This window comes from Xenorhabdus yunnanensis (assembly GCF_028598805.1).
GTDB lineage: Bacteria > Pseudomonadota > Gammaproteobacteria > Enterobacterales > Enterobacteriaceae > Xenorhabdus > Xenorhabdus yunnanensis.
In genome coordinates, this window is sequence record NZ_JAQRFI010000009.1 from 25,811 (window position 1) to 44,447 (window position 18,637).

At 44.3% G+C, this 18,637-nt stretch carries 13 protein-coding genes; 12 read left to right on the forward strand and 1 reads right to left on the reverse strand.

Features of this window, described 5'->3' with window-relative positions:
- Positions 1–6: 6 nt before the first annotated feature.
- From flgE to PSI23_RS05630, 10 genes are all read left to right on the forward strand, one after another.
- Positions 7–1,212 (forward strand): flagellar hook protein FlgE, encoded by a 1,206-nt coding sequence (flgE, locus tag PSI23_RS05585; protein WP_273554159.1) that lies wholly within the window; start codon positions 7–9, stop codon positions 1,210–1,212.
- A gap of 21 nt (positions 1,213–1,233) precedes the next feature.
- Positions 1,234–1,989, forward strand: coding sequence for a flagellar basal body rod protein FlgF (locus PSI23_RS05590; protein ID WP_273554160.1), 756 nt, complete (start codon positions 1,234–1,236; stop codon positions 1,987–1,989).
- Between the two features lie 22 nt (positions 1,990–2,011).
- A complete protein-coding gene (flgG, locus tag PSI23_RS05595) occupies positions 2,012–2,794 on the forward strand; it encodes a flagellar basal-body rod protein FlgG (RefSeq protein WP_273554161.1) in 783 nt (260 codons plus the stop codon).
- A gap of 70 nt (positions 2,795–2,864) precedes the next feature.
- The gene (locus PSI23_RS05600; protein ID WP_273554162.1) at positions 2,865–3,644 is read left to right on the forward strand and encodes a flagellar basal body L-ring protein FlgH; all 780 of its coding nucleotides are present in this window, start codon (positions 2,865–2,867) and stop codon (positions 3,642–3,644) included.
- 15 nt (positions 3,645–3,659) lie between these two features.
- Positions 3,660–4,778 (forward strand): flagellar basal body P-ring protein FlgI, encoded by a 1,119-nt coding sequence (locus PSI23_RS05605; protein WP_273554163.1) that lies wholly within the window; start codon positions 3,660–3,662, stop codon positions 4,776–4,778.
- On the forward strand, positions 4,775–5,743 hold the full coding sequence (gene flgJ, locus PSI23_RS05610) for a flagellar assembly peptidoglycan hydrolase FlgJ (protein WP_273554220.1): 969 nt from the start codon (positions 4,775–4,777) through the stop codon (positions 5,741–5,743). Before PSI23_RS05605 ends, flgJ begins: the two co-directional genes overlap by 4 nt.
- A 139-nt stretch (positions 5,744–5,882) precedes the next feature.
- Positions 5,883–7,523, forward strand: coding sequence for a flagellar hook-associated protein FlgK (flgK, locus tag PSI23_RS05615; protein ID WP_273554164.1), 1,641 nt, complete (start codon positions 5,883–5,885; stop codon positions 7,521–7,523).
- 35 nt (positions 7,524–7,558) lie between these two features.
- Positions 7,559–8,524 carry a flagellar hook-associated protein FlgL gene (gene flgL, locus PSI23_RS05620; protein WP_273554165.1) on the forward strand — a complete coding sequence of 322 codons (966 nt, stop codon included), beginning with the start codon at positions 7,559–7,561 and terminating at the stop codon, positions 8,522–8,524.
- A gap of 622 nt (positions 8,525–9,146) precedes the next feature.
- A complete protein-coding gene (locus tag PSI23_RS05625; RefSeq protein ID WP_273554166.1) occupies positions 9,147–10,223 on the forward strand; it encodes a hypothetical protein in 1,077 nt (358 codons plus the stop codon).
- A 181-nt stretch (positions 10,224–10,404) separates the two neighbouring features.
- The gene (locus tag PSI23_RS05630) at positions 10,405–15,390 is read left to right on the forward strand and encodes an RHS repeat domain-containing protein (RefSeq protein WP_273554167.1); all 4,986 of its coding nucleotides are present in this window, start codon (positions 10,405–10,407) and stop codon (positions 15,388–15,390) included.
- 79 nt (positions 15,391–15,469) lie between these two features.
- On the opposite strand, the gene PSI23_RS05635 is transcribed toward PSI23_RS05630, so the two are convergent.
- The gene (locus PSI23_RS05635; protein WP_273554168.1) at positions 15,470–16,396 is read right to left on the reverse strand and encodes a hypothetical protein; all 927 of its coding nucleotides are present in this window, start codon (positions 16,394–16,396) and stop codon (positions 15,470–15,472) included.
- A 972-nt stretch (positions 16,397–17,368) separates the two neighbouring features.
- Between PSI23_RS05635 and PSI23_RS05640 the strand changes: the two genes are divergently transcribed.
- Both PSI23_RS05640 and budC read left to right on the forward strand, forming a co-directional pair.
- Entirely contained in the window at positions 17,369–17,860 is a 492-nt protein-coding gene (locus tag PSI23_RS05640; protein ID WP_273554169.1) for a DUF1349 domain-containing protein, read from the forward strand.
- A complete protein-coding gene (gene budC, locus PSI23_RS05645) occupies positions 17,857–18,615 on the forward strand; it encodes a meso-2,3-butanediol dehydrogenase (protein ID WP_273554170.1) in 759 nt (252 codons plus the stop codon). Before PSI23_RS05640 ends, budC begins: the two co-directional genes overlap by 4 nt.
- The last annotated feature ends 22 nt before the right edge of the window (positions 18,616–18,637 follow it).

The window sequence follows — 18,637 nt, forward strand, 5'->3', positions numbered from 1 at the left end:
GGACATATGTCTTTTTCACAAGCGGTTAGTGGTTTGAATACTGCAGCGAGTAATCTGGATGTTATTGGTAATAACATCGCAAACTCAGCAACATTTGGCTTTAAATCTAGCTCTGCTGCCTTTGCGGATGTTTTCAGCGGCTCAGAAGTGGGCTTGGGTGTTAAGGTTTCTGGCATGTTGCAGAACTTTAAAGATGGCTCAACCAATAAAACTAATCGCCAGTTGGATATGGCAATTACACAGGGCGGTTTTTTCCGCATGCAGGATTCCAACGGTGATATTTTCTATTCCCGTAACGGTCAGTTCAAAACGGATGAAGAGCGTAATCTGATCAATATGCAGGGCATGAAGCTGACGGGTTATCCTGCGGTAAACGGAGAAATTCAGCAAGGCGGAGCGGTAGAGCCGCTTTCGATTCCACAGGATATATTGAATGCGAAAGCAACCACAAAAGCTGAGTTGAAAGTTACCCTGGATTCAACACTCCCAGCGATTGATCAGACGAAAAACGCCTTTGATCCAGATAATAAAGACAGCTTTAACTACAGCACATCTCTGCAAGTTTATGACAGTCTGGGTAATCAACATGATCTCAACATATTCTTCGTGAAAAGAGACAATAATAAATGGGAATTTCAGGCTAAGGATATTTCTGTAGCGGGTTCTACCCCTGATAAATTGGGTGATGTGGAATTTGACGGCAATGGTCAAATGGTCGGCAACAATAATGCATTCACATTCGAGGTAAAACCTCTGAATGGTTCAATTGCTGCGCCAATCACCATCGATTTTTCTGGTAGTAAACAACAAAACGTTGGGACAGGTGTCTCCAATCCAATACAAGATGGCTATGCCGCAGGTAGTTTCTCTGATTACATTGTGGAGAATGACGGCAAAATTTACGGTAAATATTCCAACAACCAGAGACAAGTATTAGGTCAGGTGGTACTGGCAAATTTTGCTAACCCTGAAGGTTTGGCTGCGCAAGGCAATAACGTTTGGGTAGAATCCGGTTCATCTGGCAGCCCGGTTGTAGGTGTCGCAGGTTCGGGTAACTTCGGTAAGCTGATCAGTGGTGCGCTGGAAGCCTCTAACGTAGATCTGAGCCAAGAGCTGGTCAATATGATCGTCGCCCAGCGTAACTATCAATCCAATGCCCAGACCATCAAGACGCAGGACCAAATTCTGCAAACGCTGGTCAGCATGCGTTAATAAGCTCAGGCGGATAGCTTTATGGATCATGTCATTTATACCGCTATGGGAGCAGCACGCCAAACGCTGGATCATCAGGCTGTTACTGCCAACAATCTGGCCAATGCATCAACGCCGGGCTTCAAGGCTCAGCTTGCAGCGCTACGTGCCGTACCGATTGAAGGTGAAACCCTGCCAACACGTACATTGACCGTTGCTTCTACCCCTGGCATGGATAGCCGTCAGGGACCAATGAATTATACCTCCCGCCCGTTGGATGTGGCTGTCGGACAAGGCGGCTTTCTGGCTATCCAGCTCGAAGATGGAACGGAAGCCTATACCCGCAACGGCAGTATCCAGATTTCACCCGAAGGACAACTGATGGTGCAGGGGCGCATGTTGATGGGCGAAAACGGGCCGATTGATGTTCCGCCACAGGCTGAACTGACTATTGCCGCCGATGGTGCCATCTCAGCCCTGATTGCCAGCGATCCACCAACATTGTTGGGGCAGATTGGCAAACTTAAAATCGTTAAACCGGAAGCCAACCAAGTGGTGCGGGGCGATGATGGTTTGTTCCACTTAACGCCACAAGCGCGGGAACAGCAGGGCAATGAACTGGCGGCCAGTACGGCAGTGAAAATCATGCCGGGTGTGCTGGAAGGCAGTAATGTCAATCCAGTGGAAAGCATGGTGAACATGATCGCCAACGCGCGTCGCTTTGAGATGCAGATGAAAGTCATACACAGTTCCGATGAAAATGCACAGCGGGCTAATCAAATTCTCGCCATGAGCTGAATCGGGAACAGAGGATAAATTCATGATCCGATCTTTATGGATTGCCAAGACTGGGCTGGATGCTCAGCAAACAAATATGGATGTTATTGCCAACAACCTGGCAAACGTCAGCACCAATGGTTTTAAACGCCAGCGCGCGGTCTTTGAAGATCTGCTCTATCAAACAGAACGTCAACCGGGTGCGATGTCGTCTGAACAGACTAACCTGCCATCCGGCTTACAAATTGGTACTGGTGTGCGTCCGGTAGCAACTGAACGCCTGCACAATCAGGGCAATTTGGCACAGACCAGTAACAGCAAAGACGTGGCAATCAAGGGACAGGGCTTCTTCCAAATCCAGATGCCTGATGGCACAACGGGCTATACCCGCGATGGATCATTCCAAGTGGATCAAAATGGTCAGTTAGTGACAGCCGGCGGCTTTCAGGTCGTGCCTGCGATCATCATTCCGGATAATGCCACCAAAATGAGCATTGCCCGTGATGGTATCGTCAGCGTAAACGTGCAGGGACAAAACGCGCCTCAGCAGGTTGGACAACTGACGCTGACCACGTTTATCAATGAAAGTGGTTTGGAAAGCATCGGTGAGAACCTGTATCTGGAAACCAACAGTTCTGGTATTCCGGTAGAAAATGCACCGGGTATCAATGGTGCTGGGTTGCTCTATCAAGGTTATGTTGAAACGTCTAACGTCAATGTGGCGGAAGAACTGGTCAATATGATTCAGGTTCAGCGAGCCTATGAAATCAACAGTAAAGCAGTATCGACATCTGATCAGATGCTGCAAAAACTGACCCAGCTATAACCTAATCATTAATGGTGGGGGGGACAACATTCCTCCACTATTATCTACGATAAACTTAAGAGCATAGAAGATGGATACAATGCCCGTTGCCGAAAGCCATGCTAAAAACCATGTAGCTTATGGCTCCACTGGTTTACGGAAAAACCAGAGAAATAAGTGGCGTATCAGCATATCTGTGGCGGTACTAGCATTATCGGCACTGACATTAGGGGGCTGTGCTTATATGCCGCACAAACCGCTGGTGAAAGGGCAGACAACCGCAAACCCCGCCGAAGCGCCTGCTCCCACGCCAAATGGTTCAATTTTTCAAGTTGTCCAACCAGTCTATTACGGTTACCAACCACTGTTTGAAGACCGTCGTCCACGTAATATCGGTGATACGCTGACCATTATCTTGCAAGAGAACGTCAGTGCGAGCAAAAACTCTTCAGCCAATGCCAGCCGTAATGGAAAAACCGGTTTCGCGGCTGCCTTGACCCCTCGTTTCTTGCAGGGATTGATAGGTGGTGAGAAAACCGATTTGGGCATGGAAGGCAATAGTGAGTTTGGCGGTAAGGGTGGTGCGAATGCCAACAATACATTCAAGGGTACGATAACCGTGACCGTGAATAAGCTGCTGGCAAACGGCAACCTGCATGTGGTAGGGGAAAAACAGATTGCTATCAATCAGGGAACGGAATTTATTCGTTTCTCTGGCGTTGTTAACCCGCGCACGATTACTGGCAACAATACAGTGAGTTCCAACCAAGTTGCAGATGCCCGTATTGAGTATGTTGGTGATGGCTATATCAACGAATCGCAGCATATGGGTTGGTTGCAACGTTTCTTTATGAATATCTCACCGTTTTAAAAGAGGATGGTCAGGATGAGAAAATTAGTCGCCAGCCTTTTTACGCTTTTGTTGGTGTTGTCCGGTATGTTTGCGTCTACCAGTGTTTTTGCGGAGCGTATTCGCGACTTGACGACCATTGAAGGAATCAGGGATAACGCACTGATTGGTTATGGTCTGGTGGTTGGGCTGGATGGAACGGGTGACCAAACCATGCAGACGCCTTTTACCACCCAAAGCCTGAGCAATATGCTGTCACAGTTGGGCATTACCGTACCACCCGGTACGAATATGCAGCTTAAGAACGTAGCTGCCGTAATGGTGACAGCAAAGCTGCCACCTTTCGCACGTTCAGGGCACAACATTGACGTTGTGGTTTCCTCATTGGGTAATGCCAAGAGTCTGCGTGGTGGTACATTGCTGATGACCCCGTTGAAAGGGGTGGATAATCAGATCTACGCATTGGCTCAGGGGAATATCCTTGTGGGAGGAGTTGGTGCAAGTGCGGGTGGAAACAGCATTAAAATCAATCAGCTTGCAGGTGGACGTATTTCAAATGGTGCGGTGATTGAACGTGAATTACCGACCCAATTCGGTCAGAAAAGCACGTTAAACCTGCAATTGAATGATGATGATTTCAGCTTGGCACAGCAGATTAGTGATGCGATCAACCGTCTGAAAGGCACAGGAACAGCAACACCACTGGATTCCCGTACCGTTCAGTTGCGTCTGCCAATCGAAAACAGCGAGCAGGTTAAGTTTCTGTCTCAAGTTCAGAATGTAAATATTCGTGTTAATGCTGGCGATGCCAAAGTGATTTTCAACTCCCGTACAGGGTCGGTAGTCATGAACCGCAATGTCACACTGGATAGCTGCGCGATTGCACACGGTAGTCTCTCGGTAACTGTTGAACGTCAAACTGCGGTCAGTCAGCCTGATACACCATTGGCAGGAGGAAATACCGTCGTGACTCGTAATACAGGTATTGGCATTCAGGAACAGGGTGGTGCATTGCAAAAAGTCAATGCCAGTGCGAATCTGACTCAAGTTGTACGTGCGTTGAATGCACTCGGTGCAACGCCAACGGATTTAATGTCGATTTTGCAGGCGATGGAGAGTGCAGGCTGTCTGCGTGCGAAGTTGGAGATTATCTGATGAATGATTTTCTGACGATGTCCAATGCTGCATACGATGTTAATTCGCTGCATTCATTGAAAGCTAAACTGTCACAGGAACCACAACAAGGGCTACGGCAAGTAGCCCAACAACTGGAAGGCGTCTTTGTTCAGATGATGCTGAAAAGTATGCGTTCCTCGTTGCCACAGGGTGGTATGTTGAGCAGTGACCAGACGCGTTTTTATACTTCGATGTACGATCAGCAAATTGCCCAAGACCTTTCCCAAAAGGGATTGGGGTTTGCCGATATGATCGTCAAGCAATTCTCTGACGCTAGTAATATGCCTAGTGAATTGGCAGGCACCATGCCGATGCCGCTGGACAATGAAATCCTGCAAACATTGCCGAAGCAGGCATTGGAGCAATTCATGCGCCGGACTATGCCTGAAGACGCATCTTCATCTTTCTCCAATGGGGACATTAAGTCGAAGCCATTACCAATGCAAAGCGCCAGCTTTGTTTCCATGCTTTCCGTACCGGCACAGTTGGCAAGCCAGCAAAGCGGCATTCCGCATTTATTGATTATTGCGCAGGCCGCACTGGAATCCGGTTGGGGACAACGGGAAATTCTGACCGCAGAAGGCAAACCGAGCCATAACTTGTTTGGTATCAAAGCGGGGAAACACTGGAAAGGGCCTGTCACCCATATTATGACGACGGAATACATTGATGGTGAGCCGAAGAAAATGCAGGATAACTTCCGTGTGTATGGTTCTTACGTGGAGGCGATAACAGATTACGTCAAATTGCTGACGGAAAATCCCCGTTACGCCAAAGTAGCGCAATCAACGACGGCGGAGCAGGGGGCGTACTCCTTGCAGGATGCGGGATACGCTACCGATCCTGGTTATGCCAAAAAATTAATATCACTGATCCAGCAGTTAAAAAATACCGGCAATCAGATGGCAAAAGCCTATGCCTATGATTTAGATAACTTATTTTAATCAATCTGATTTTAAGTGGTGGGTATCGAAATCAAGAGTATTTTTGTTCAAGGAACAGGGAGCTTTGCCGATAACTGTAACAGTGAATGACCTCCCATCGATCGATGAAGGTTTAAAGAAAACGTAAAAGGATCTACACATGTCCAATAGTCTAATGAATACTGCCATGAGTGGTATTAATGCCGCGCAGGTGGCAATGAGTGTAGTGGGTAATAACATTGCAAACTCCAAAAACGCGGACTATAATCGACAGACTACCGTGATGACGCAAAATAATGGAACCATGTCGCCAGCGGGGTTTGTCGGCAACGGAGTGGTTGTCAGCACCATTAACCGTGAATACAGTGAGTTCATCAACCAGCAATATAATGAGGAACAAACTAAATACACCGGATTGAAGGCGCAGAACGAACAGATCACTAAAATCAATGATCTATTGGCAGATAGAGACACCAACCTGTCCAATTCTATCGAAGATGTCTTTAAGAGTTTGGGATCTGTTGAAAGCAATGCGGAAGACAGCGCTGCCAGAACGACGGTGTTAGGTAAAGTGGAAAGCTTAGTTAGCCGATTCAAAGAAGCTGATGGCTTTCTGTGCCAGATAGATGACAGCATTAATTCCCAAATTGAACAAAATGTTAAAGGGATCAATCAATACGCGGAAGAAATTGCCAAGCTGAACAATGAAATTACGCGTATGCGCGGTACAGGCAGGGGCGAACCGCTGGCGTTGCTGGATAGGCGTGATGAAGCGGTTAACCAATTAAATCAATTGGTGAAAGTCAACGTCGTTAAGCAGGATGGTGACACTTATAACGTCTCATTCGGTGGTGGTATGATGCTGGTATCGGGCAATAAGTCCTATCAGATGGAAGCGATCCCATCCAGCACTGACAGTGGCCGTATCACGCTGGGCTACAACAATGGCACAGCCGGCACTAAAGAAATTGATGAACGCTTTATCTCCCAAGGTGCATTGGGCGGTGCATTACAAGTGCGCAAAGAAGAGGTGGATTCAACCCACAATAAATTAAACCAACTGGCTTTGGTGATGGCGGATCAATTCAATCAGGTGCAGAATGGCGGTTTTGACCTGCACAACGAGAAAGGTGTTGATTTCTTTAATTTCACTAAACCTGGCGTCATTTCCAATAGCAACAACAAAGGCACGGCTGAGATTACGGTGGAATATACCGATACCACCAAAGTAAAAGCCAGTGACTATACCCTCAAATTTGAAGGCGGAGATTGGAAAGTTCAGCGTGTTTCTGACAGAGCGATGATCCCGGTGAAAAAAGGCGGGGATACGCTGGAGTTTGATGGTCTGAAAGTCAAGCTCGATTCTGCCAAGGCAGAGGAACACGATGCTTATACCCTGAAAACGGTCAGCAATGTCGTGGCAACTTTGGAAGTGAATCTAAAAGATTCTTCCAAATTGGCGACTGCCAGTGTCAAAAATGCCGGCCAAAACGATAACCGCAATGTGAAGAAATTTCTTGAATTGCAGGATAAGCGTTTGATTGATGACAAATCCTCCTTTGCAGGAGCGTACGCATCACTGGTCAGTACTGTGGGCACCTCTGCAAATAAAATTCAAGGACATGTCGAAACACAGGGGAACATCGTTGATAAGATAAATTCAACTCGCCAATCCATTTCTGGTGTCAATATGGATGAAGAATACGGCGAATTGCAACGCTTGCAGCAGTACTATCTGGCAAATGCCCGCGTGATCCAAACTGCAACAACATTGTTCGATGCGATTTTGAATATTCGTTAATCACCGTTTGGCTGAAGACAAAAGGAAATGATATTGTGCGTGTAAGTACAAATCAATTATATACTCAGAAAATGAATGGGATCTTTGGCGCCCAATCAAAATTTATGAAATCGGGTGAGCAACTGTCGAGTAGTCGTCGGGTAATTAATCCATCCGATGATCCTCTGGCGGCTTCGCAGAGCATCATGATTTCTCAATCTGAGTCGAAAAACCAGCAGTTTGCCACAGCTCGCAACTTTGCCAAAAATACCATGTCAGCACAGTTGAATATTACCGACAATGTTGTAACAGCTACCACCAGTGTTTTGAGTGCATGGGTGGCGGCCGCAGATAAGCCTAGTGATCAAGATCGTGCATCCTATGCACTGCAGTTGGAAGGTCTTAAACAAGAATTGCTGAATTTAAGTAATAAAACCGATGGGAATAATCGTTATATTTTTGCTGGCTACAAGACGGATGTACCGCCTTTCGTCGCAGATAGCAGTGGAAAAGTGAGCTATGTCGGTGGTCATGAACAAATCACGCAGAAAGTAGATGATAACCGTTCGATGATTATCGCTCATACCGGCCAGCAGGTCTTTTTATCCCAGCCCAGCAAACCGATCAAAGAACCTGGTGGCAAAACTAACAGTGAATCAGATATTTTCGCTTCCATTGATATGGCGATCAAGGCACTGAAAGTCTCGTACAGCACGGCGAGTGAGGACGAAAAAAACGAAGCCAAGGTATTGATGGATAAAGCTAACCGTGGTATTCGCAATAGTCTGGAAAACTTCAATTCCGTGCAAGCCGTGTTGGGTTTACAGCTTGATGAGCTGGATAAGTTAGATGCGCTTGGTAGTGAACGTAGTATATTGAATAAAGTGCGTAAAGGAGAATTAGTTGATGCCGATTTGGTATCCACTATTTCCGATTACCGCCAGCAACAAGCTGCTTTGCAGGCTTCCTTCATAGCGTTTACCGACTTAAAAGGCATGTCTTTGTTTGAGATGCATCGCTAACCAAAATTCGGTATATAGCGTTTTTCATTGTAGGCCCTTGTTTTTCCCCCATTGAATTGGGAAGGCAAGGGCCTATTTTTTGCTTCCATTTTTGTGCACACCTCATTACTTATCCGTTTCCAAGCATATCTTCCATCATTATGCGGGAAACATGATTAAAATATTCTGTCAGTTTACATCTCTGTCGCGCCAGTAAGAGAGAGAAAGATATTTATTGTTATGGCTGATACTTTGAAAACGTTCCACGGAAATGGGCTGTCAGGCAATTGGATAGCCGGGAATTGAACCTGACGGAAGCCGGTAGGGTTATTATAAGAAAAATGGGGACTGAGCTTATTATCTGAATTTACTGTTTATTTTTATCTGTTTATTTTTTTGTTTTATTAATTGATGTGTGTTATTTTTCTTCTAAACTTAATAATGAAATCTCCGTATTTTAGTAATTTGGTATTATCAGGACCTTCTATTGGAATACATATATAAGATATTATTTATAATATAAAAATATCTTGATTGTTAAATCATAATTTATTATAAATTTTTCTTTGTATTCCAAGAGGGTTTGAGAGTATTTTCTTTGTGAATGTTTTGTTTGATAACATTTAATATAAAGGAATTTATTATGAGTGATATTCGATTTTATGATAAAAATAACAAATGGCATGGTATCTCACAGTTAAAGATAAAATTACGCCGTAATAGTCTGAATAATGAAATCCTAATATTTGCTAATGGAAGAAATATGGCAGTGGTAGATGTCTACTTTCAGTTAAAAAATGCGCAAGGTAATATTATAACAGATATTAGTGAGGAACTCTTAGATGATCTTACAGAGAATGTTTTTCTTATTGATTACAATACAGGGGAAAAACTTATTCGGAATGCACAAGAAAAAAGTGATTTTAAATGGTCATATAGAAATATGCCAAATGAATTTACTGCAACCCCAAGTTTTACAGTTCCAAATCCTTCAACGCTTATTGAGGCGAGCAGTGTAAATCCAATTCAGGGACTTAAGAGGTTTACCTTTTATGTATACTGTTCAGCTAATGAGGTAAATCAAGTTAAACAAATTGGGGCATTGGTACAAGCCCCGGATCGGAAATATTCTACAGCATACGGAGAAAGTTATAATGATTGCGTTCAGTTAAAAGCAATATGTGAAATAATTTATACAAAGTCTAGCTTAGAAATAGAACGTAAGCTTATTTTTAATAATCTTGGTGATCAATCAATTAGAAAAAAGTTAGGAGGAAATTGGTTGCAGTACAATACATATGTATCGCTCAATGTAAAAGACAACTATGGAAAACGATATGTTGCGAAATTACAATCTGATGATATGCCAGATGTTGGTGCTTATCAATTATATCATAATGACTTCGGGTATAATTCATATTATATACACTTTCTTTGGCCCTTAGGTGAAAAAAAGTGGATCTCTGTCGGGAATACTACGTGGATAGAGTTGCCTATAAATTTTGAGTTAGGGATCATGATTAGACAAAAGCCTAATGCCATTTGCTTTACTGTATTATATGTGAGTAGTTCATCTTTTCCTAAGCTACAGGATACCTGGGGCGATATAGAGATTTTTATCTATGATCAATATGGAAATAGAGGGAGGTTTTTGTTGAGGCACAATAATAAAAATGAAATTGAAAAAGGAAATATTCATATTGAGGATATAAAGGAGTGATGCGTTAGAATAAAAAGTGATTTAAATAAAAAATTGTTTTAATTCTTGCCATGGTGTATTTATGCTGAATGGTGCGGTGGATTTTTTATTATAGGCGGATTCGATTAATTAATTCTATTTATATAAGGCAATATATAGATATCCTAATATTTCCATGAAATAAAGATGAAGGAAATAGACGATGAATAGTAACTTTTTTTCTCATGCCCATAATTTTCAAAGTGCCGCGAGAGGTAACGTTGATCCCCGGACCGGCCTGTTTAATTATTTGATGCCGGTTGCATATCTTATCGGTAATAATTACCTCGGGCCGGAGCAGGCAATTATGTTGTCTTATAGCCCGTTGAATACGAATGATATTGGCTTTGGCATAGGTTTTTCTATTGGGTTGACTCAGTATGATGCCCAGAACCGGCTTTTAATGCTTTCGACTGGTGAACGCTATAACGTGGATGAAACCGCAGAGACTGTCTTTTTAAGGCAGTACAAGCAAGATGTTGTACGTTTTGAAAAAGATGTGACTAAAAATGTTTATCGAGTGATTCATAAATCCGGCCGGGTTGAAGTGCTGACCGGACCCCAAAATGCGTTTGATCTTAAAGTGCCGATACAGATAGTCAACCCGCTGGGCTACTCTTTAAAATTAAGTTGGCATTTTAATTTGGGCACTATTCCCTACCTGTCTTCAATAGCCGATGAAGAGAAAGCGTTGTTAAAGATCCATTATGAATTAGGCGCCTATACACGGATAACGGTCTGGCCAAATACCTCTGAATCCTATGATATTCAATTATTATTTAATAATGCGTATATGGTCAGTATCCAAAAAGGCGCGGCGGGCCAAACGTTGAAATGGGAGATGGACTATGACACGGATAATCGGTTTTTAACACAGGTCTTGTCCCCGACGGGGCTGAAGGAGAGTGTGAACTATACTTCTGACGGCCATCGGCATCCAGACAATGCGAATCTGCCGGCATTGCCCTATGTCGCTCGGCACATACAATCGCCCGGTCATGGCCCTGATATTGTACGCACTTATGAATACACCAATTTTAATTTTCTGGGTTATGGGGCAGTAGGAAATTGGGGCCGTGATGAGGATTATCTTTATGGCATCTTTACCGATTACCAATATGGCTCGACCGAAAGCTGGCAGGAGGGGAAAACCCAGCGCCATATCACCCGGAGCTATAACAATTATCATCTGTTGACCTCAGAAGGAATCCAGCAAAATGATTGTAAGCGTCATCATAAGACAGAGTATTATGCACAGGCTGGCGTTGATTTTGAGGATCAGCCACCGCAATTTCAGATGCCGAAATCGGCGATTGTCAGCTTTAATGAGGCAGCCAACGGGGAAAACCATCAAACACAGTTTGATGGCTCAGGTAATCCCACCATGCAGATTACGCCGGATGGCACACGTACCGACTGGACTTATTATCCCGCCAGTGGGGAGGCGGGTGCCTGTCCGCCAGATCCCCATGGTTTTGTGCGTTTCGTCAAGTCCAAGACCGTCACGCCGGGTCAGTGTTCCCCCGAAGGGATCTATGAGGAAGCGCCTGTTCACAAGACGATCTATCGCTATACCCAGTTGCCGGCCCGGCCCGGTTCACCCTGGTCTTATGTTGTCGTGCGCACCTATCAGGGGACGTTCAGCGCAGGCCGACTGCTGCATGAAAGACAGACTCACTATGTGAATGAAATAACTTCTCCTCATCATGGTCGTCTTCACCGGATTGACGAAACGGTGCATGGTACACAAGGTGGGGATCAGGCATGGACGAGCCAGCAAGTTTTCAGCTATGTCCTTCAGGGAGAGGAGCTGGTGCAGGGCATACAGTGGACAGGCTATGACCAACTCAGTATAGCCACCCAACGCACACAATCGCGAGTCAGTGGCAAATTATGGCGTGACGTGGACGCGCTGGGCCGTACAACACGTTATTACTATGATACTTTTGGGCGCATCCTGAAATGCATCAATAATGCGGGAACCGATTATGCCCGGGAGATAACGTATGCCTATGCCATTGAAGGTGCCGGTGCGGTGACGACAACACAAACTGATGCTTGGGGTAATCAGGTGCGTACCCGCTTTGATGGGCTGGGGCGTGCTTATCAGCAGGAGAAACTGGAGAAAGGGCAGGAAAAACAAGGCTGGCGTCTGGTGTCCGAAACAGTCTATGACAATGGGGGGCGTGTAGAGAAACACATCCGCCATGACTGGCTGCCCGTCGGTGAGGGGACGGGCGCGATTGCTCAGGTTTCTTCCGGCCAGCGTTTTGAATATGATGACTGGGGACAGGGATATCTTGTGATACAGGATACTGGAGAGCGTCTCCGACACGATTACGATCCTGCTACCCGGACTGCGCAGATCACCCGGCTGGCTGAAGGGCTGCATTTTGGCAAAACAACCGTGGTATATAATGCCCGTCATCAGCCTGTCACCATTACACGCTATAACAGCCAGGGGCAGTTTTATAGTCAACAGATCCACCATTATGATGGTCTGGGACGATTACGGGCCACCATTGATGAGCTTAGCCAAAAGACAGAATATATTTACGATCTGTTTAGCCGGGTTTCAGCCATCAAACACAGTGATGGCACGGTGATCCGAAAAAACTATGCCCCATTCAGTGCGGGCAATTTACTGACACACATTGAGGCCGGCGGTCATGTATTGGGGACACGCGATTTTGACAGCCTGCAGCGCAATATTTCCACCACCTGTGGCGGACGTACCTACCGTTATACTTATCAGGGGGGCAGTCCTTATCCCAGTCAGTCCACTGATCCGTTGGGTCAGACAGCGACACATCACTATGAGCCTTTATTAGAGAACGCCCTGACGAAAGTGGAGGCTGAGGGAATAGAACAACGCTTTAATTATGATCCCAAAACGGGGGCAATGACTCAGGCTGCTGCCTCGCAGATTGCTACGCATAAGATGAGCTATACCGCTTCGGGGCAGTTGCGTCAGACCCGTTACTATTTTGAAGACAAACAAGCCGGCGCTGCCCGGTCGGTTGACTACACCTATTCTCCCATTGGCCTGATGACGGATTACAAGGATGTGACGGGGAAAAAATGTTATACGCGCTTTGATTCATTTGGCCGTCCGATTGCAACGCGGGATACGGATATTGAGATCGCTTTAACCTATGATACTGCCAGTCGTGTAAACAGTTGGACGGTTCATGACAAACAACACAACCAAAAATTAACCATCACCCTGAGTTTTGATGATTTTGGTCGTGAGGTCAGTCGTCAGATCCGGACTAAAACCGATACGCTGACGTTGGAACAAGGCTATAACGTCAAGGGACAGGTGACTTCCCGTAGCACTCGTTCGCAAGTGGCCGGCTTGTTACGGCAGGAAACCTACACGTATGATCCCGCGCGCCGCTGGTTGATGGAATATCACTGCACCGGTTCGGAGCCTTCCCGTGATGCCTACGGTTTTAGCATTGCCCGTCAGCGTTTTACCTATGATGTTCTGGGTAATATCCAAACCTGTATGACCACACTTAAAGATGGCAGCAGCGATACGGCAACGTTCACTTACAGTGAGGCAGACCCCTGTCAGTTGCACGGTATAACTCATACCCACCCCGGTTATCCCGCCACCATCACATTGGCTTATGATAAGGCGGGGCGATTGGTTCAGGATGAGGCAGGGCGTCATTTAACCTATGATGCGCTGGGACGGTTAACCTCAGTGCGTTTAAAGGCGGCCACAAGTGATTACGCTTATGACGCGACCAACCATCTGGTGCTGCAACACATTGATACCAAGAAAATTGGCATCGGGAAAACCCATGAGCTTTATTATCAGGGCGCGACCCGTGTAGCCGAGATCTTGCGGGAAAGCGGGGCGGCGACCCGTCTGTTACATGCCCACGGGGAAACGGTCGCGACGGTTACCGGTCCAGAGGTGCATTTGCTGGGGACGGATAAACACAGCAGCGTACTGCTGAGCCACAAGGGAGATGGTGCTGAAACACGTTACCGTTATTCTCCGTATGGACAGCAGGCTCCAGATGAACGTGCCCCCGACCTCCCCGCCTACAATGGCGAGCGTCTTGATCCCGTATGGGGAACTTACCACTTAGGCAATGGCTATCGCACCTATAATCCCGTATTGATGCGGTTTACTGCGCCGGACAATCTGAGTCCATTCGGCGCTGGTGGCATCAACAGCTATGCTTATTGCCTGAATGATCCGATAAACCGGACTGATCCCAGCGGACATATGAGTCTGGGGGGCATTTTGGGCATTATTTTCGGCACTATCGGGTTAGCCGTTGGTATCGTCATGGCCATTCCCACAGGGGGAGCGTCACTGTCCATCGGAGGGGCTGTCTTGGCCGGACTGGGATTAGCCGCTGATGCCACAGGGATGGCCAAGACAGCCACCGAAGACAGTGACCCCAATGCCTCTGCGATCCTCGGTTGGGTTTCCATGGGACTCGGTGTGGTCAGCATGGGGGCTGGTGCAATCGGTGGCTTGGTCACCGGTATGCGGCGAGTGGGAAACCGGCTGATAACCAGTTTTAGCCATGGGATGAGTGGCAGGAGGGTTCCTGAAGCCACAAATAATTGGCTAAGAAACACTGAATACACCCGGACTTTCCAGTCTATATTAAATGAAAATAGGGTTCGCCAAATCGAAAATCCAGTAGGTAGCGGTGCTTATACTTTAAGAGTGGATACTGACGGATTAAATAACGACACGCTTCGTCGGTTGGATAGATTGGGATTTGAAATAATTAGCCCTAATGGTGAATCAAGAATGATTGATAATGTCTCTAATGCGTTAGGCATACAATTTTCACTGAACATCACAGAAAGGAACTATCTAAGTTTATATGGGCAATTTATAACAAGTAACACTCCCTATGGTAGTACCCATATAATTAATAGATTTCGCCATATACTAAATACGTATAGGAATGTGGGGTTGTCTCTTAATGATGAGGTAATAAATACGATGGGGGAGGCATGGAGAGGTACTAGATTTAGCGATGATGTAAATCGGTGGCTACATTTTGAAATGCTAGATAGGTGGCCTAACATTGGGGAACCTATGACGGAAGATCGGCTACAGTTGTCCGCATTTGATATATATAATAACTTTGTTCCAGATATTGATTAAAGGTTGATTATTTTAAATAAGCATTAATCCCCCCAAAGGGGGAGTTCTGAAACTTAATGCTTTAATAAATCGTATCAATTTATATTTTAACACCATGATAGCCGGATAAAATTAATTCCCATTCCTGTTGAGCGAACCAAGTTTGGGTATTTCCATTATAATGTATTTCATCGGGCAGGAAGACGCCATATTCAGAAGCAATGCCAGTGTAATTTGGCGAATTCCGTGCATCAATCAACGTACGGTATTTAGGGGCCGCGGCAATGACATCTTTAATTGCTTCATCTACATAGCTGGTATTGAGAGAATCGAACGCTACCGAAAGTGGGTAATATAATCGCCATGGGATCTGACGGGAGCCGATGGAATCACTAATACCAGTGATGATACGGGTAAAATTCATCTCTGATGCTTTGGCCGCCGCTAAACTCTCAATTTCTGCTTCCCATTGGTTCCAATGTACCGCCAGAATGCGCGGATTTTTGCCCATCTTACGTAATGATTCAACTGCCATGCGTAAGGTTCTAATCGCTCGGGAATAAAGGGATTCTACATCTTTTGGATCGCGCTCTGGTGCCCAGCGATTATCGGGAGGGTTATTTAAGTACATACCCTGACCTCCGTAACCCATTAAAATTACATAAAGATCGGGTAAATTCAGCGTATTGCCCTGATTAATATGATCTTGCCAGAATTTAGCAAAACGATTGACGGCATTGTAAGGATGATCTTGGTTTCCACGTGGTAAACCGACGGGAGCACCCATATTGGCATTACCAAAACTGGTCAATCCTGTCCAATTAATGGTAGTAAAGTTGACGCTATAGATTTCTGGCAGAGATAGAGTGAATACATTATTTAAACCCTGGGTAATTCTTTCATCTGGCGGTAATAATGTACCGTGACCATAGCTATTAGATTGTCCAAGAACGATGAATAGTGGTGCATCATTGGCTTCCCATGACAAATATTTTATTTCGGGAGAGTGAAGCGGTTTGTTTATCATCAGTTTCCCCTTTAACTATATGAATTAATTAGATATCGCACTCCTTGCCAAAAAATTATTTATGTCAGATAAAGTGTACATGGTTAATTAATCCGATCTATTTTTCTTAATTCAAATAAAAACAATCTGTTATTTTTCTGATTATAAGTTATGGAATAGATTTTTAAATAACTTTTTTCTCAGTCAGATAAATATAATATGTTTTGTTATTTAATTTTCATTTACTCGCTGATAAATTTGATAACTTATCTTAATAAAGGTATATCCAGTAAATGCTAAGTTGTAGATAGTATTTTATCTATATTTATCTTATGCCTATTAAAGCAGGGTGCACGTTCTGAAAGAGTGACTGGTTTTTATTTTACTCTCGCCATTGGGGTATATAGTAATCAATTCATCACATATAAATTAATATATCCTTTCTTTATATTAAACAAGCAATATTTTTACTTGTATTTAATTGTTTGATTTATATGGAATGACTGTTTTTCATTCTGAAATGATTGTGTCAAATTACCTTAATGGTGAATAATGTTTTTTTGATATAAAATTTCATTTTTGTTGATTTGATATTGTCTTTTATATTTTAAAAAATTTAATTAATAAATGATTTTTGAATTTGTTTTATCGAAGTTAATTTAACGTTTTTTGTTTATTAAATGATAAATATAAAGGATGTTCTGAGGTAATAAGCAAAAAAATATAAATTATTTTTATATTATCCTCTTATTAGAGAAGTGGGCTGCATCTTATCCCATCATAAAATGTCTCATTGAAATCCCACCGACGGATTTTCATATTGCTATCAATTAATGATTCATCCAGCATAAAAAAAGACATAGCAGGATAAGTTAGAAAAATATTTAGCATCACCTGCCCATATTGAATTATGTGATGAGATTTTATGTCCTGTTCTTGAAAATAGCGTAAATTCGTTAATTGTATTCGATATTACACGGTGAGAATCCCGGCATGCTAAAACATGTTTTTACGAAACGACCCAAAAATAGCACGGTTAAGTGGCTGAATCCCCCGCTTTATTGGGAAACTGATATGGGATTGTGCAGAATAAAACCTGCATCTGGGACGGATTTTTGGCGAGAAACGTATTTTGGTCATACGGCGGATAATGGACATGCTTTATTGGCTTCTTTCTGTAGCAGTATTGTGATTTCAACGGATGTTATTTTTTCACCTCAGCATGATTATGATCAGGCTGGATTAATGATCCGTTTGTCCGATAAAAATTGGATAAAGTTTTCAGTGGAACTGGAGCCAGACAGAACGATTAAACTTGGTACTACAGTGACATCGCAAGGAATATCAGATTGGTCTGGTGAAGTGATAGCGACTACTGATACTTCGATACCCAATAAAGCATGGGCTGGTATCTATGCTGCTTGCCCACGGGAATCCGGATTTATAGCGAACTTTGAAAAGACATCAATGAGGGCAATAAAATGATTCGATTTAACGGTAAGGTTGTCATTATTACTGGCGCAGGCAGCGGCATTGGCGAAGCTACAGCAAAGCGTTTTTCACAAGAAGGAGCCATTGTTGTATTGGCTGGGCGAGATACTGATAAGCTTAGCCGTGTATTCAGTGAATTATCATCGAATAAAGCGTTGGTGATTCAAACAGATGTAGTAAACCGTGAGTCGGCCAAACACATGGTTGATGAGACGATCAGGCATTTTGGTCGGATAGATATTCTGGTCAATAACGCAGGTATATATGTGGTTGGCGATTTATTGAGTGTTTCGCAGGAAGAAGGTAATGACGTTCTGGCTACCAATCTGAATGGTGTACTTAATTGTAGTTATTTTGCTTTGCCACATTTAATCGAAAGTAAAGGGTGTATTGTTAATAATGCCTCTGTATCAGGGTTAGGAGCCGATTGGGGAGGTGTTCATTATTGTGCGGCAAAAGGTGCCGTGGTTAACTTGACCCGTGCCATGGCGCTGGATCATGGAGCACAAGGTGTTCGTGTCAATGCGGTGTGCCCAAGTTTAGTGATGACACCTATGACTGCGCGTTTTGACGATGAAACTCTGCAACATTTTAATAACCGCATTCCGTTAAAAAGAGCGGGTCAACCTTCCGACGTCGCAGCAGCCATTGCATTTTTGGCCAGCGACGATGCCAGTTTTATTAATGGGGTGAACCTGCCGATAGATGGCGGAGTAACCGCATCCAATGGCCAGCCTAATTTTAATTAATAAACTTTTAGCGAAAAAGCGG

Excerpts from the sequence above, each read along its gene's own strand:
- PSI23_RS05625 (WP_273554166.1), top strand. The coding sequence starts at position 9,147 with ATGAGTGATATTCGATTTTATGATAAAAATAACAAATGGCATGGTATC.
- flgK (WP_273554164.1), top strand. The coding sequence starts at position 5,883 with ATGTCCAATAGTCTAATGAATACTGCCATGAGTGGTATTAATGCCGCG.
- flgE (WP_273554159.1), top strand. The coding sequence starts at position 7 with ATGTCTTTTTCACAAGCGGTTAGTGGTTTGAATACTGCAGCGAGTAAT.
- PSI23_RS05600 (WP_273554162.1), top strand. The coding sequence starts at position 2,865 with ATGGATACAATGCCCGTTGCCGAAAGCCATGCTAAAAACCATGTAGCT.
- PSI23_RS05605 (WP_273554163.1), top strand. The coding sequence starts at position 3,660 with ATGAGAAAATTAGTCGCCAGCCTTTTTACGCTTTTGTTGGTGTTGTCC.
- PSI23_RS05590 (WP_273554160.1), top strand. The coding sequence starts at position 1,234 with ATGGATCATGTCATTTATACCGCTATGGGAGCAGCACGCCAAACGCTG.
- PSI23_RS05630 (WP_273554167.1), top strand. The coding sequence starts at position 10,405 with ATGAATAGTAACTTTTTTTCTCATGCCCATAATTTTCAAAGTGCCGCG.
- budC (WP_273554170.1), top strand. The coding sequence starts at position 17,857 with ATGATTCGATTTAACGGTAAGGTTGTCATTATTACTGGCGCAGGCAGC.
- PSI23_RS05635 (WP_273554168.1), bottom strand. The coding sequence starts at position 16,396 with ATGATAAACAAACCGCTTCACTCTCCCGAAATAAAATATTTGTCATGG.
- flgG (WP_273554161.1), top strand. The coding sequence starts at position 2,012 with ATGATCCGATCTTTATGGATTGCCAAGACTGGGCTGGATGCTCAGCAA.
- PSI23_RS05640 (WP_273554169.1), top strand. The coding sequence starts at position 17,369 with ATGCTAAAACATGTTTTTACGAAACGACCCAAAAATAGCACGGTTAAG.